Below are 14944 nucleotides of genomic sequence, written 5' to 3'. Positions count from 1 at the left end.
CTCATCCTCCCAACTACAAACTTTGAAGACCTATTTCTAACAATTTGAGGGATAACTAGCGTGACCACCGTAGACGCACCACTAAGCCAACATCACAACGGTTTAGAATTTACCAATACATACAATCAAAACCTGATTTGGAAAGGGTCACTAGATTGTATAGCTTTTTCAGAAACAGCCATATTAGAGAAATTTGTGGCATTAGATAAACCCTGTTATATCGTCAAAATTGCTGGTGAAATTGGTGTAACTAATGATGGTTATTTAGTTCCGAATGACCATAGTACTACCACACCAATAGAGCTATTAATAGCTGTACCACCACTAAAAATTCAACAACTAGGAGATGCAAAATTCCTCTCCTGTTATGGTGTAAAATCTGCTTATGCAACTGGTGCAATGGCTGGTGGTATTGCATCTGTAGAAATGGTAATTGCCCTAGGAAAAGAGAAAATTTTGAGTTCCTTTGGTGCAGGTGGTTTAACTCCAGATAAATTAGAAACAGCCATTAATCGCATTCAACAAGCCTTACCTCATGGCCCTTACGCCTTTAATTTAATTCACAGTCCCAGTGAATTAGCAATTGAACGCCGCGCTGTAGATTTATTTTTGAAATACGGTGTCAGAATTGTAGAAGCTTCAGCATTTTTAGATTTAACTCCCAACATTGTTTATTACCGAGTTGCGGGATTAAGTTTAAATGATGCAAATCAAATTGAAATCAAAAACAAAGTCATTGCTAAAATTTCTCGTCGAGAAGTTGCTACTAAATTCTTACAACCAGCACCAACAAGGATACTCAAAGAATTGTTGGAACAAGGACTAATTACTGAATTACAAGCAACTCTCGCAGCCAAAGTTCCTATGGCTGATGATATTACTGTCGAAGCAGATTCTGGTGGACATACAGATAATCGACCCTTGGTTTGTCTGTTACCTTCCATCATGGCTTTAAGAGATGAAATCCAAGCACAATATCAATATTCACAACCGATTCGTGTGGGAGTAGCCGGCGGAATCGCCACACCACAATCAGCTTTAGCCGCCTTTATGATGGGTGCGGCTTATGTTGTCACAGGTTCAATTAATCAATCATGTATTGAATCGGGTGCTTGTGAGCATACTAAAAAGCTATTAGCTCAAGCCGAAATGGCAGATATGATGATGGCGCCGGCTGCAGATATGTTTGAAATGGGAGTGAAATTGCAAGTCCTCAAACGCGGGACAATGTTCCCCATGCGCGCGCAGAAACTGTATGAACTGTACCGCAGCTATGACTCAATTGAAGAAATTCCTTCTTCAGAAAGAGAGAAGTTAGAAAAACAGGTTTTCCGCAAAACTATCGCGGAAGTTTGGGAAGGAACCGCTGCTTATTTATCGCAAAAAAACCCGGAAAAATTGGGTAAAGCAGTTAATAATCCTAAGCTGAAAATGGCGCTGATTTTTCGTTGGTATTTAGGATTATCTTCTCGTTGGTCACAATCTGGAGAGAAGGGACGGGAAGTCGATTATCAAATTTGGTGCGGCCCGGCTATGGGTAGCTTCAACGACTGGGTGCGCGGTACTTATCTAGAAGAACCAAATAACCGCAAAGTCGTTGATGTCGCTCACCATATTATGACTGGGGCTGCATTTTTATACCGGATGCAAAGTTTGAAAATGCAAGGGTTACAAATTCCAGAAAAATACGTTCAATATCACCCAGTTCGCTCAACATTGGAGATGTAAAAATGAGTTTCAAAAAGTCTTTTAGTGCTGCAGATATCCAAGCATGGCTAGTTTCTAATCTAGCTGAGTTAATCGGTGTGGAAAATGATGAAATAGATATTCAAGAGAACTTGGAGAACTACGGTTTAGATTCCGCGCAAGCAATGATTCTCGTCAGTAAATTAGAAAAATTGCTGGGATTTCAACCATCACCTTTGTTACTTTGGCACTACCCTAATATTGCATCACTTTCACAGCGATTAGCTGAAGAATTACCAGAAAAATCTGCTGTTCAAGATACAGTGGTGGCGACTAATACTGCTCCTGCTGTGCTGAATTTGCAAGCTGAAGCTGTTCTTGACCCCACCATCCGTCCTGACGCTTTACCTCCAGTTTCTGTGGGTGTACCACAAAATATCTTTTTAACCGGGGGTACGGGATTTTTAGGAGCTTTTTTAATCAAAGAACTCCTAGAGCAAACCAACGCTGATATCTATTGTTTAGTTCGGGCTGCGAATATCCAAGAAGGCAAAAATAAGCTGGTAAAAAACCTGCAAACTTATGCAATTTGGGATGAGCAGTTTAATTCTCGAATTGTTCCCATTGTCGGTGATTTAGCTTTACCACTTTTGGGTATTGGTGCAGAACAATTTCAAATTATTGCTACTAATATCGATACCATTTATCACAGTGGTGCGCTGCTGAATTATGTTTTTCCTTATTCAGCACTCAAAGCAGCAAATGTTTTAGGAACTCAGGAAGTTTTAAGGCTAGCAAGTCAAGTCAAACTTAAGCCTGTACATTACGTTTCTAGTGTGGCTATTTTTGAATCACCTGCTTATGCAGGAAAACTGGTTAAAGAACAAGACGATTTTAATCATTGGGAAGGTATTTTCCTCGGCTATTCTCAAACTAAATGGGTAGCAGAAAAGTTAGTCAAGATTGCTCGTGACCGGGGTCTACCTGTAACTATCCACAGACCACCATTAATTTCTGGAGATAGTCAAACAGGTATTTGTAACACCCATGACTTTATCAATTTGATGGTCAAAGGTTGTTTGCAAATGGGATATTTTCCTGATGTAGAATACATGATGGATATGTCTCCTGTAGATTATGTCAGCAAAGCGATTGTTTATTTATCAATGCAGCAGTCATCGATAGGTAAAGCATTCAATTTGCAACATCCCCAACCTGCACCTTTGAGTACATTAATTAAATGGGTGCAATCTTTTGGTTATCCAGTCCAAGCGATTCCTTACGAACAATGGCAATCAGAATTAATTAATAATGTCTCTTCGGTGGACAATCCTTTATATACTCTGCGACCATTTTTATTGGAGCGTTGGTCTGATGAACAATTGACTATTCCAGATTTGTATCTGCAAGCGAAAAGACCCCACATTAGTTGTCAAGATACTCTCCATGCATTAGCTGGTAGTTCGATTGTTTGTCCACCAATTACTGGTGAATTATTTATGACCTATACGGCATATTTGATTCAAACTGGTTTCTTAAATGTTGCCTAATACTATTTGGCGTTAGTCACGATACAGTTAAATTTTGTAGAGACGTTGCTTTTGCAACGTCTCTTTTGGTTAGTTATTTGCTTGCATCCCCTGCAGTACTTTCTCAACTATCTCTGATGGAACTTCATCAGTAACTTTCACCACACCAATTTGTGTTGGTAAAACAAATCTAACTTTCCCATCTCGCACTTTTTTATCTAGTTGTAAAGCTGCAATAATCGCGGCGATATCTATTCCATCTGGTAATTGCGTCGGTAAACCTGCTTTTTGAATGAGGGCGTTTTGGCGCTCTGTGTCTTCCTTTGACCATAATCCCATTTCTACGGCAATTTGTCCTGCTGCTACCATACCGATAGCAACGGCTTCACCATGTTTGAGCAATCGGTATCCGGTTAAGCTTTCCACTGCATGACCAACGGTATGACCATAGTTGAGAATTGCTCGCAGTCCGGCTTCTTTCTCATCTTTGCTGACAACATCGGCTTTTGCTTGACAAGAGCGAGACAATATGGTATCTATGAGTTCCGGTTGTATGTAGCGGAGTTGATTGAGGTGTTTGCTGGCTTCTAACTGAGCAAATAATTCGGTGTCCCAAATCACGCCGTACTTGATGACTTCCGCCATTCCCGCGCGAAACTCGCTCACTGGAAGAGTTTTTAAAACTTCTGGGTCAATTAAGACAAAGCGCGGCTGATAAAATGCGCCTATCAGGTTTTTACCTTGGGGATGGTTGACGCCGGTTTTCCCACCCACCGAGGAGTCTACCATTGCTAATAATGTGGTGGGTACTTGTACTACATTAATTCCTCGCAGCCAAGTTGCGGCGGCGAAGCCAGTCATATCGCCAATTACACCGCCTCCTAAAGCTACCATTGTTGAGGAACGTTCCAGGCGGTTTTCTACGGCGCTGTCGTAAATTTTTTGGATGGAGTTGAGGTTTTTATAGCGTTCACCCGGTGGTAGGGTGCTAGTAGCCACTGTAAACCCCGCAGCTTCTAGGGATTTGATGGCTCGTTCACCGTAATGCTTAAATATCGTCGGGTTGGAAACCAACAGTACTTTTTTGCCTAGGTGCAGACTGGTGATGTGCTGACCCAGATGATCTAAACTAGCAGATGCGATCGCAATCTCATAAGACTGCTGTGGTAGATTGACATGAATAACAGACGTCACGTCGTTGCGCTCCGAATTGAAAATTTAAAATTCAAAATTAATGACCCTCACCCTTCACCCTTCACCCTTCATACTTCATACTTCTAATGACCCTTCACCCTTCACCCTTCATACTTCACCCTTCACCCTTCACCCTTCATACTTCATCCTAGCCTGCGGCAAGCCGCTCCGCGTCTACATCCTTCATCATCCCCCATTCCCCATTCCCCAAGTAAATGATTCAATAGATTTATTGAAGTATTGTGGAGAAAAGTAAATGTTGGCAGTAATCGCTTATCTTGGTTTCTTGGGTTTGTTTGTTGGTATCGCTGTCGGACTGCTATTCGGTCTGCGTGCTGCTAAGGTACTTTAATTCATCTTCCAGTTCCCATGCAAAACATGGGAACTAGATACAGCAAAGATATCAATTATCCTACAACTGCTGGGCTGCTGGATACTTTTGCTTCCCTGGAAACAGGAGGACGCATTTCTAAGCCCAGCAAATTTAACATTTCTTTGTCGGCATCATAATCTGGACAGGGTGTGGTGACTGTTAACATTTTGTTATCGTCACTGGAAAAGATGGAATTAGCGCCAGCCATGAAGCAGAGGGCTTGTTCGACTTGCGAAAATCTCGCCCTTCCTGCACTGAGACGCACGTCCGATGCTGGCATAATCATTCTTGTGGTCGCAATCATCCGTACTATATCCCAAATGGGGACATCAGGTTGATTTTCTAAGGGTGTGCCTGGTACTTGTGAGAGGATGTTAATTGGTACTGATTCGGGATGGGGATGTAGGTTGGCGAGAATGTGTAACATCGCCACGCGGTCATCAGTAGTTTCACCTAAACCGAGGATACCACCAGAACAGACGGTGACATTTGTTTGACGAACATGCTCAATTGTATTCAGGCGATCGCTATATGTCCTGGTAGAAATGATAGTACTGTAATAGTCGGGTGAAGTATCCAAGTTATGGTTATAGGCATAAAGTCCAGCATCTGCCAATCGTTGAGCCTGATCTGTCGTTAACATACCCAGAGTACAGCATACCTCTAAACCCATCGCGGTTACTTCTTGAACCATTTCTAAGACTGTTTCAAATTGGGAGTTATCCCGCACTTCGCGCCAAGCAGCACCCATACAAACTCGACTTACACCTTTTTGTTTCGCTGTTTGAGCAATACTAATTACGGTATCTTTTTCTAAAAGTGCTTGAGCTTTTACCTCGGTTTTGTAGCGGGAAGATTGAGCACAATAGCTACAATCTTCGGGACAGCCTCCTGTCTTAATAGAGATTAACTTACAGACTTGGATTTTTGTTGGATCATGATATTGGCGATGCACGCTAGCAGCTTGATAAATCAGCTCTAGCAGTGGCATGTTATATATCGTTTCGATTTCTGCTTTTTGCCAATCGTAGCGTATTCCCACCGATGTCACTATCCTTGTTGTAGACTTGTTTTATTTTGCTCTGTCTTTGTGTTAAATATCCTCAAATCAGGGTTGGGGACAAATTGATTGAAATTGACTGCGCTAATTTGAGATTTTAGATTATTTGGTTCATCTACCGAGCAACTTTGAATCCTTTAGTTGTAGATGTTAGAAATCAGCTTATCAAGATTTTGATGCTCTGGTAGATTTTTAGTAAAAATACTCATTATTGTTCACAGAATAACACAACAACAGCCACTACTGCTAAATTTAGAAATTGTGGGATGTGCTCAGGAAATTTCTGTAAATCAAATCACATTTTAGCTGCTAAATCTTGCCAAGCCTATGAATACACAACGTCAAGAAATCATTAAATTGCCGAAAGTAGTAGAGGCTACAGAAGCTACACCTTTGCGTAGTTATGTTATCAGAAATATAGAAATCTTAAAATCAGTTATTATTTCGATCGAAATCACCAAAGAAGCAATTATCCCCATTATCCTCAGTTTGATGATTGGTGCGATCGCCTTTTTTCTATTGAATTGGGGAAATATCACTAACCAATTCCATGAGCCATCACCCCAATTTACAGAATTTTCTGGCAATCATCTCGAATTAACTGCTAATTATCATCGTCAAGCCATTCTCTCTGACTACTTAAAGACGATGACACAAACCCTTTTGCAAGATAGTCCCCAACAAATTCGCCGCAAATCTGCTATTTTCCGGGCGATGACGCAATCGACTTTACAAGAGCTAGACCCAGAAAGACAGCGTTATTTAATTATGTTTTTGCAAGATGTAAAATTATTGCAAGCTTCTTCACAAAGAGAACCGTCTCTACTTTTAGGAGCCAATTTGACAGGAGCTAACCTCCAAGGCATAAATTTAAGATACGCAAACCTACAAGGTACAAATCTTTCTAGTGTAGACTTACGGGGAACTGATTTGCGGGGCGCAAATTTAGCTAATGCTAATTTAACTAATTCCTGCTATGATAGTATGACTTTTTTTGACAAAAACATCCAGCCCCATACACTAGGCATGAGGGAAGTAGATATATCCCAGAAATGTTCCTAGAATAGATTCTAGTTTATGAAATCAGAACTACCTTTAATAACAAGCGATCGCTTAATATTAAGGATGGCACTCCCAGAAGATATCCAGCAAATATTGAAATACTTCATCCACAATAAAACTTATCTTACACCCTTCTATCCCACCTGGGCAGAAAGTTTTTTTACACAAGAGTATTGGCAATATCAAATTGAAGGTAATTTGCTGGAATTTATTAATGGGCAATCTTTAAAATTATGGATTTATTCTCAACAAAATAGCAAAGAAATTATTGGCACTGTCAATTTTAGTAACTTTGTGCGTGGCGCCGCCCATTTTTGTTTTGTCGGTTACAGTCTAGCAGAAACTGCCCAAGGTAAAGGTTACATGACAGAAGCACTGCAAGTAGCAACCGAGTATGTTTTTGCCGAATTAAATATGCATCGCATCATGGCGAATTATATGCCACACAATCAGCGTAGCGGTAATGTTCTCAAAAGACTAGGTTTTGTTGTCGAAGGATACGCTAGAGATTATTTATTAATTAATGGACAATGGCAAGATCATATTCTCACGAGTTTGACCAATCCAGATTGGCAAGCTCTATAAAAATGACAAATAACAAATAACTTAATAGATATAGTATTAAAGCAAGAATAAATTCAACTCTACTAATAATGACCCTGGCTGAAACTCCCCACCACAAAAATTCTCCCAATCCTTTTCTTACCCTCAACTACGAAAGTGCTTTAGAATCTTTAGGTGATGATTACTACGACGAAGTAGCCGCAGCCGAATTTCCCCAACACATCCTGCGCTGGCGCAACGACGCAATTTTACCCCACCTCGGACTCAACCCCCAAGCCGTCACCGATGAAGATTTCATCACCGCTTTTGGCAAATTTCAACAACGCAAACCACTTCTAGCCCTGCGCTACCACGGCTATCAATTCGGTGAATATAACTCTGGGTTAGGCGATGGTAGAGGCTTTCTCTACGGACAAGTCCGCGGTACTGATGGTGAATTATATGATTTTGGCACCAAAGGCTCCGGAAAAACACCCTATTCCCGTGGCGGTGACGGAATGCTCACACTCAAAGGAGGAGTGCGGGAAGTCCTCGCCGCAGAAGCATTACACCACTTAGGTGTCCGTACTTCTCGGTGTCTGAGCATGATTGAAACCGGTTTAGCTTTGTGGCGCGGTGATGAACCCTCGCCCACCCGCTCATCGGTGATGGTGAGAATGAACCGTTCTCATATCCGGTTTGGTACCTTTGAGCGACTGCACTATCTCAGGCGTCCAGATTTAACCAAAAAGTTATTAAATCATGTAATTGAGCAATATTATCCTCATTTAATTACAGAACAAGATCAATATGCTTTGTTTTATGCAGAATTAGTCCAGCGAGTAGCAGAATTAGCAGCACAATGGATGGCTGCTGGCTTTTGTCACGCCGTGCTCAACACCGACAATATGTCGATTACTGGGGAAAGTTTTGACTACGGCCCCTATGCTTTTATCCCCACTTATGATCCTTATTTTACAGCCGCATATTTCGATTATTACCGCCGCTATTGTTATAGTCATCAACCAAGTATTTGTAAGTTAAATTTAGAAATGCTGCAAGCACCGTTAACAGCGGTGATTGAGCCAAATGATTTAGAGGCGGGATTAGCTAAATTTAACAACTATTACTATATTGAATATCGCTCTTTAATGTTGAAAAAATTAGGTTTTGAAGAGTTGCCAAATCCTGTAGCAGACGAGCTAGTGGAACTGACAATTAAGTTTTTGCAAGAAAGCCAAATTGGCTATCATCAATTTTTCGCTGAAATGGCTCGCACCTTTTCATCTAAATGGCGAGATGAGCCGGGTTTAGTCATGAATAATTCTGAAACTATTCTGGCGTCAGGTGCATCAGCTATATTTGATGAATGGTCTATATTATATCACAAAATATTGAATGATTTCGACTGGGAACAATTAGAAATAATTGCCAAAACTTTAGCTGCGAATAATCTCCAAACAGCTTTATTAAGACCTGTAATTGAATCGATTTGGGAACCAATTGCTCAAGAAGATAACTGGCAACCTTTTTACGAATTATTGCAACGAATTCAGTCGGGAAATTAATATAATATTTATGACTGCGATCGCTTAAATTTGAGTTTAACAGATTTCCCTAAAATTCTCGGTATAGTGTACATTTGCCAAAACATCAGATTCCAGAAATAACCATACTGAGGATAACATTTAATCAAGAGTAACTCTGCTGTTAAATATAATCTAGTTTCCTTACAAGCGCTGTCTTTGAGGATAAATCTAATTTGTTCTGGCTTCGGCATAGCATGACCAATAATAGCATCCTTTTGATAAAACTTTGCCTGCACAAATAAGCCTAATAATCTATCCAAACTCCACAGAGGAACCCAAGTTAAAGCACCCATTAAATTCATAGATTCAGATATTTCCTGGAGTGCTGGTTTAATGCGTTCAGTTTGCCAAATTCTATTATTAAAATTTTCAAAATGAATCCCATTTTGATCAGTTCTTTGTTTCCAGGGAAATATCAGATGACGGATGTCGAAAGTTTTATCTAGAGGAGCGATGGGAACTTCTAATAAACCTTTATATTTCCCGTTTTGAAATGGGAAAGGATTTTCTGGAGTTTTTTTACAAATCTCTAATTGTTCAACATCAGGAATCGGCTCCCAGTCTTGTTGAATCCGTGCTTGCTCAGAGTCTTTAATGTTTTGAATTTTTAACCGCAAAACCCAGCTTTCTGGAAATAGCTGAAAATATCTTCTTGTTAAATCTAAAATCTGCGGATGTGCAAAATCATCATCATCTAAAGCCATCACATAATCACCTTCAGCATTAATTAAACCCGTGAATCTCTGCATAACTTCGCCCTTATAAGGACTAATTAAACTTTGGACTCTCGGATCAGCAATTGGTTTAATTTTTGTCCCTGGAGGATACACTAAAATAAATTGCACATCACCTTGAATCTGCAATAACTGTTCTAGCCAATAATCAGAATAGTTACCTCTTGTTGCTGTCACAAGTGTCAAAAATGGTTGATTATTCATTTTTTGTTATTCGGGTAAGTGGATTTTTAAATAAATACTAATTCCAGAAAAATCAGACAAATTTCAATCTGGTGTTAAAACTGATTTGTGTCTTTAATAATTTCTATCAGGTGGCTCTTATATGAATAGTCAAAAACCAGATTCTTTGCGAATCCTCATGTTATCTTCTACATTTCCTTATCCACCCAGTCGCGGTGGTACGGAAATTAGAACTTTTAATTTACTTAAGTATTTGCAAAAGAAACACTTCATAACTTTAATTACACAATATAACAAGGAAGTCACAAAGGCAGAGGTAGAGGAATTACGGAAATATGTTAATGAATTGATTGTTTTTCCCTTACCACCAGAGCCGAAAAATCAAAGTAGTATCAAGAGATTATTAGCTCAGGTGGGGCGATTTACGGAATCTGTCCTGAAGGCTACACCACCAAATGTATTACATCGCTATTCACCAGCAATTCAAGCTTTAGTTGATGATTATGTGGAAAATAAAAAATGTGACGTTATCACTTGTGAACATAGTGTAAATGAAATATATATACGTCCGGAATTTCGCAACCGTGTAAATACTGTTGTTGATGTCCACAGTTCTATTTATGGATGGGTACGCAATCATTTACAGATGAATGCTTCACAAAATGTAATACGCGATCGCTTGTATCTCTCTCTTGTCTTACAGCGTTACGAGCGGCGCTATAGTCGGAAATTTTCTCATATTGTCGTCACCACAGAAGACGATCGCCAAGAATTTCTCTCACTTCGTCCTGACATCAAAATTGCTGTCATTCCCAATGGTGTAGACTTACAATTATTTCCCTACCGTTCCCAAGATCCAGGCAAATATAATTTAATCTTCGTCGGCGCAATGGACGCATCACATAATATTGATGCTGCTCGGTTTTTTGCTTTAGAAGTATTGCCAGAAATCCAAAAATATTACCCTGAAACTAAATTTAATATTGTCGGTGCTAGACCAGCACCCGAAATTTTAGAACTGAAAAATATTCCCGGAGTTATTGTTACTGGTCGTGTCAATTCAATGGTAGAATATCTACATCAAGCTACCGTTTGTGTAGTGCCACTCAGAACAGGTTTTGGCATTAAAAATAAAACCCTAGAGGCAATGGCAGCAGGTGTACCAATAGTAGCTAGCGATCGCGGTTTAGAAGGACTAGCTGTAGACGGTACTCACCCACTCAGGGCATTAAGAGCCAATCTACCACAGGAATATGTCGCCGCCATCAGCAAACTATTTGAACATCCACAAATACGCTCAAAATTATCCCAAAATGCTAGACAACTAGTAGAAACAGAATTTACTTGGGATATAGCCGGTCAACGCTATGAACAAGTTTGTCTAGAAAACAAAAATAGAGAATAGGGAAGAAGGATTGTTCCGCTCTTATTGTGTCATTTAGCACCAGCGCTTTATACTTGAAAAAGACAAAATCCGCAACATACTCCAGCACAATTTGTTACCAAAATCAATCTTGACAAAGTAGTATTAGTAATGGCTAACTATTACTAACTTTGTCAAATTGTCGATTTAAGCTATGTTTGGTAAATAAAATAAGTAACCGCTGTGGTCAGCTTTTATTCCACACTTGACATCAAGAATTGTGAGTACAAAACGTCTACCAGAAACCATTGCCCATGTGAGAATTATCCGCCAATCTTGGCAACATGGCTTCCTTGAGGGCGAAGTTAGTGCCGGTGACTATGAATGGCAATTTCAATGGCATTTTCGCCGAGGAGAACTGTCTGTAAGACCTTCCCAAGGTCGTGCTTTGATTAAAGAACCGCTAGGTCGTTTCTTGGAAAAGCAAGATTATCAGTTAGAACCTGGAGGAGATTATGCTTTTACTATTCGGGCTGAACTTTAGTGATTGATTGTTGATAATTTGTCAACAAATCATCATACAGGAGAATTACTACCAGTCAACCGATTTAAATATCTTTCAATCAACAGAATAGCGACAATATCATCTATCGGTCGTGGTGGCTGGCGCATACCTTTTGGTAACAGCTTAGTGATACCTTGGGGAGGATACATCTGCCAATAGCGATCGCGTGCTTCCAGAGTTGTGTAGCGTTCATCCACTAAAATAATATTCACCGATTCAACAAGTCCCTGAAGCAACCGCTGTTTCCATTGCTTGGCGGTAGTTTGATCGCCCATCACCACCAAAGAAATCGGCAACTTTTGACGCAGTATCTCAATCATCGCGATCGCTTCCCCTGCGGGTACAACTTCATGAAAATGCAATCGCCGATCCAGTCCCATCACCGCCACACCACATTTATCTCTACCTGGATCAAAACCCAAAATAACCGGTTGCGTTGGAGAAAATTCGCTAAAAGTCATATTAAATACATTTAGATATCACGGTTTAAATAATTTAAATAACCAGAGAAAAAAAATACAGTTATGTTTAATTATGCTCGTTTGTTGATAATGTTCCTATTTGATTTTTGAAAAAATTTAATATACATTTATCTCTCTTTTTCCCTATCTCCTATCCCCTATTCCCTCTCCAAAACAATTTTAAGTGCTAAAAATAATTTGTCCGTTAACTACTGCTAAAAGTCTCACTCTCAATGGCCCCGCTGTATAAGTATCCTCTGCGGCGATCGCTTTTATTTCTAACGATTGATTAAACTGTCCCAATTGACTCACAAAGCGCAGAAAAGTACCATCTATTTGCACACTGTCAATAATCCCGGCATTCCGGGCGCGAAATTGCGAAGCAGAAATGACTAAATCCAGCCGTTGGCGCAGTTGATAGGAAGTCATAGTTTTGGGATCAGCAGTGGTTGTCGCTAGCAGTTCTCCACTGGAAAAGACCAATTGATTTCGTGCTGTATCAGTAAAAAACTCAATCTGCTTTTCACCCCTGACATAATTACCTGCACAGAGAATTCGCATCACATATTCTTTACCATCATCTATCTGTTTTACCAATTGCTCAATTTTGTCTGGAGTCACATGCAATATTTCGAGATTGGCAGGATTCGTCCCAGGTTCACTCAATTCAAGGTTAGCATTGCGATTGGCTACCTGTAACAGTCTGACCACTGCTTGACGCGCCGCTGCAGGTTGGTTGACGCGAATGACATCTGCAGCCAAAACTTGACCCCGAACCAAAGCCAATTTACCCAGACGCAAATCACGATAAGACTGGTAATATTTTTCCAGTCTTGCTACTTCTTTTTCTAAATAATTCTGTTTGTCTTCTAATTCTTTGAGCCGAGATTCCCTGATAGCAATTACTTGCTCTCGGTTGGTAATTTCTTGATTGCGTTTTTGGATTAATTGGTCTAAGTTAGCAATTTTCCGGTCTCGTTGTTCAATAGTAGCTTGTCTATTTGCTAATTCGCGATCGCGTTTCACAATTGCTGTTTTTGCTTCCGAGATCGCTTTTTGGGCTTCAGCATATAATCGCTGGCGTTCTGTCTTCAGTTGTGCTACCGCTGCTTGCAGAGCTTGTCTTTGATCATAAAGGCTTTGCAGTTGGGCGATCGCTTGTCGATATTGAGACGCAACCTGACCCAATTGACTTTGGCTGCGCTGGAGTTGGGCTTGAGTTTGCGCCTGTTGGTTGAGGGTGCGGTTAAGTTGGGTTTGAGTCGCCTGTTGTTTCGCGTTTGCAGCTTGTAACGAGCGATTAATGGCTTGCAAATCTTGTTGCGCCTTCGCCTGCTCTGTCCTCGCTTGGTTGAGTTCACCCTCCACCTGGCTTTTTTGCGCTTCAGCAGTTTTTAGCTGTTCTCGCTTGTGTCTCAGGTCATTTTGAATATCCTCTAGCTCAAAAACCCCCTTCCGCAATCCTTCATCAGCCGCAAAGAGAATTCCTAGGGTTGATGCAGAAATTAAGGTACCAGTAAAAATAGTCACTAGTACCGCCGTATTTTTTGGACGTAGCTTGAACAGTGAGAGACGTGCCTTGCCAACCCGTGTGCCAATACGATCACCGGCGGTAGCAAGTACGCCTCCCAGGATTAAAATTGCGAATATGAGGATGTACCCGGTGGCCATCTTCACCTACCGAAACGCTTCCAGATACAGCCTACTACTTTCCACCATTCTTTGTGGGGAATGGGAAATTAGCAATAGCTGAAAATGTTCACTTTTTAGACTTACCGACCTCTGGATCATGAGCGTTAATTCTAAAAACCCAACCATTGCCAACTCCACTTTTCCCAATAGATTTTAAGTGAATTGCCTACTTAAGGTAACAGGTTTATGCACAGTAATCTTCTTTTTGTGAATGGAAATCATCTTTTTTTCTCGTAAATCTCCGAGTAGCCTGGTTACAGTGACGCGAGTAGAACCAATTGCTTCGGCGATCGCTTGATGAGACAACTTCAGATCAATCGTGATCCCATCAGCACAAGGAACACCAAAATCACGACAGAGAATTAATAGAAAACTCACCAATCTAGAACCCATATCCCGGTGAGCCAAAGTTTCAATCATCATCTCCGTCTGTAAAATCCGCGAAGACAAACCCCGCAGCATTAACATCGATAATTCTGGATTTTCCTTTAGCGCTTGTTCTACTTGTTCAATTGGTGCTGACAGTAACTCTGCAGGTGTAAATGCCACCGCATGGTAAAATCTGTCCGACTTATTTCCCGTTAGCAATGACAACACACCAAAAACGCTATTTTCCCGCAGCAGTGCTACTGTTATTTCCTCTCCTGCTTCATACACCCTGGAAAGTTTCACAGCACCCTTTAAAAGAAAATAAACTCGTTCAGCAGGATCGCCAGGAAAAAAGATCGTTTTATTGCGTTCAAACGTTTCCACAACCGGCGGAAAAGCCCCGGTTGCCATTTGACGAAAAACATTTGCTAGGGCCTTATCTTGTGTCACGATCATCTCCCTTCCCCTACCCAATGCCGGAAAAACAAAAACTGATTACCTAAGAATACACCCGAAAAAACAATAAAACACCGTCAATCTT

General features: G+C 40.6%; 14 protein-coding genes. 8 read left to right on the top strand and 6 right to left on the bottom strand.

The window, feature by feature from the left end:
• Nucleotides 1-60 precede the first annotated feature (60 nt).
• Nucleotides 61-1728 carry a PfaD family polyunsaturated fatty acid/polyketide biosynthesis protein gene (locus tag MIC7126_RS0106580; RefSeq protein WP_017652339.1) on the top strand — a complete coding sequence of 556 codons (1668 nt, stop codon included), beginning with the start codon at nt 61-63 and terminating at the stop codon, nt 1726-1728.
• A gap of 2 nt (nt 1729-1730) precedes the next feature.
• Nucleotides 1731-3236 carry a thioester reductase domain-containing protein gene (locus tag MIC7126_RS0106575; RefSeq protein WP_017652338.1) on the top strand — a complete coding sequence of 502 codons (1506 nt, stop codon included), beginning with the start codon at nt 1731-1733 and terminating at the stop codon, nt 3234-3236.
• A 69-nt stretch (nt 3237-3305) separates the two neighbouring features.
• On the opposite strand, the gene aroB is transcribed toward MIC7126_RS0106575, so the two are convergent.
• A complete protein-coding gene (gene aroB, locus MIC7126_RS0106570) occupies nt 3306-4409 on the bottom strand; it encodes a 3-dehydroquinate synthase (RefSeq protein ID WP_017652337.1) in 1104 nt (367 codons plus the stop codon).
• 256 nt (nt 4410-4665) lie between these two features.
• Between aroB and petL the strand changes: the two genes are divergently transcribed.
• On the top strand, nt 4666-4761 hold the full coding sequence (petL, locus tag MIC7126_RS29085; protein WP_017652336.1) for a cytochrome b6-f complex subunit PetL: 96 nt from the start codon (nt 4666-4668) through the stop codon (nt 4759-4761).
• Nucleotides 4762-4816: 55 nt separating this feature from the next.
• Here petL and bioB read toward each other — a convergent pair whose 3' ends face one another.
• Nucleotides 4817-5824 (bottom strand): biotin synthase BioB, encoded by a 1008-nt coding sequence (gene bioB, locus MIC7126_RS0106560; RefSeq protein WP_017652335.1) that lies wholly within the window; start codon nt 5822-5824, stop codon nt 4817-4819.
• 345 nt (nt 5825-6169) lie between these two features.
• Between bioB and MIC7126_RS0106555 the strand changes: the two genes are divergently transcribed.
• The 3 genes from MIC7126_RS0106555 to MIC7126_RS0106545 all read left to right on the top strand — a co-directional run bounded on the left by MIC7126_RS0106555 (nt 6170) and on the right by MIC7126_RS0106545 (nt 9015).
• Entirely contained in the window at nt 6170-6904 is a 735-nt protein-coding gene (locus MIC7126_RS0106555) for a pentapeptide repeat-containing protein (RefSeq protein WP_017652334.1), read from the top strand.
• A 15-nt stretch (nt 6905-6919) separates the two neighbouring features.
• Complete coding sequence (rimJ, locus tag MIC7126_RS0106550; protein ID WP_017652333.1) at nt 6920-7489, top strand: ribosomal protein S5-alanine N-acetyltransferase; 570 nt, start codon at nt 6920-6922, stop codon at nt 7487-7489.
• A 68-nt stretch (nt 7490-7557) separates the two neighbouring features.
• The gene (locus tag MIC7126_RS0106545) at nt 7558-9015 is read left to right on the top strand and encodes a protein adenylyltransferase SelO (protein ID WP_017652332.1); all 1458 of its coding nucleotides are present in this window, start codon (nt 7558-7560) and stop codon (nt 9013-9015) included.
• A gap of 8 nt (nt 9016-9023) precedes the next feature.
• On the opposite strand, the gene MIC7126_RS0106540 is transcribed toward MIC7126_RS0106545, so the two are convergent.
• Nucleotides 9024-9974, bottom strand: a complete 951-nt coding sequence (locus MIC7126_RS0106540) for a glycosyl transferase family A (RefSeq protein WP_017652331.1) — start codon at nt 9972-9974, stop codon at nt 9024-9026.
• A gap of 145 nt (nt 9975-10119) precedes the next feature.
• Here MIC7126_RS0106540 and MIC7126_RS0106535 point away from each other — a divergent pair, with 145 nt between their 5' ends.
• Both MIC7126_RS0106535 and MIC7126_RS0106530 read left to right on the top strand, forming a co-directional pair.
• Nucleotides 10120-11358, top strand: a complete 1239-nt coding sequence (locus MIC7126_RS0106535; protein ID WP_026100077.1) for a glycosyltransferase family 4 protein — start codon at nt 10120-10122, stop codon at nt 11356-11358.
• Nucleotides 11359-11596: 238 nt separating this feature from the next.
• A complete protein-coding gene (locus tag MIC7126_RS0106530; protein WP_017652329.1) occupies nt 11597-11860 on the top strand; it encodes a DUF3146 family protein in 264 nt (87 codons plus the stop codon).
• Nucleotides 11861-11892: 32 nt separating this feature from the next.
• On the opposite strand, the gene MIC7126_RS0106525 is transcribed toward MIC7126_RS0106530, so the two are convergent.
• From MIC7126_RS0106525 to ntcA, 3 genes are all read right to left on the bottom strand, one after another.
• Complete coding sequence (locus MIC7126_RS0106525) at nt 11893-12342, bottom strand: pre-16S rRNA-processing nuclease YqgF (RefSeq protein ID WP_017652328.1); 450 nt, start codon at nt 12340-12342, stop codon at nt 11893-11895.
• A 180-nt stretch (nt 12343-12522) separates the two neighbouring features.
• The gene (locus MIC7126_RS0106520; protein ID WP_017652327.1) at nt 12523-14013 is read right to left on the bottom strand and encodes a DUF3084 domain-containing protein; all 1491 of its coding nucleotides are present in this window, start codon (nt 14011-14013) and stop codon (nt 12523-12525) included.
• Between the two features lie 174 nt (nt 14014-14187).
• On the bottom strand, nt 14188-14859 hold the full coding sequence (ntcA, locus tag MIC7126_RS0106515; RefSeq protein WP_017652326.1) for a global nitrogen regulator NtcA: 672 nt from the start codon (nt 14857-14859) through the stop codon (nt 14188-14190).
• Nucleotides 14860-14944: the final 85 nt, after the last annotated feature.

Origin of the sequence: Fortiea contorta PCC 7126 (genome assembly GCF_000332295.1) — a bacterium.
Classification (GTDB): Bacteria; Cyanobacteriota; Cyanobacteriia; order Cyanobacteriales; family Nostocaceae; genus Fortiea; species Fortiea contorta.
This window is presented reverse-complemented; position numbering and strand designations above follow the sequence as displayed.

What these genes read in the sequence shown, in the direction of transcription:
- MIC7126_RS0106575 (WP_017652338.1), top strand. Translation starts at nt 1,731, where the DNA reads ATGAGTTTCAAAAAGTCTTTTAGTGCTGCAGATATCCAAGCATGGCTA.
- petL (WP_017652336.1), top strand. Translation starts at nt 4,666, where the DNA reads ATGTTGGCAGTAATCGCTTATCTTGGTTTCTTGGGTTTGTTTGTTGGT.
- MIC7126_RS0106555 (WP_017652334.1), top strand. Translation starts at nt 6,170, where the DNA reads ATGAATACACAACGTCAAGAAATCATTAAATTGCCGAAAGTAGTAGAG.
- rimJ (WP_017652333.1), top strand. Translation starts at nt 6,920, where the DNA reads ATGAAATCAGAACTACCTTTAATAACAAGCGATCGCTTAATATTAAGG.
- MIC7126_RS0106545 (WP_017652332.1), top strand. Translation starts at nt 7,558, where the DNA reads ATGACCCTGGCTGAAACTCCCCACCACAAAAATTCTCCCAATCCTTTT.
- MIC7126_RS0106540 (WP_017652331.1), bottom strand. Translation starts at nt 9,974, where the DNA reads ATGAATAATCAACCATTTTTGACACTTGTGACAGCAACAAGAGGTAAC.
- MIC7126_RS0106525 (WP_017652328.1), bottom strand. Translation starts at nt 12,342, where the DNA reads ATGACTTTTAGCGAATTTTCTCCAACGCAACCGGTTATTTTGGGTTTT.
- MIC7126_RS0106520 (WP_017652327.1), bottom strand. Translation starts at nt 14,013, where the DNA reads ATGGCCACCGGGTACATCCTCATATTCGCAATTTTAATCCTGGGAGGC.
- ntcA (WP_017652326.1), bottom strand. Translation starts at nt 14,859, where the DNA reads ATGATCGTGACACAAGATAAGGCCCTAGCAAATGTTTTTCGTCAAATG.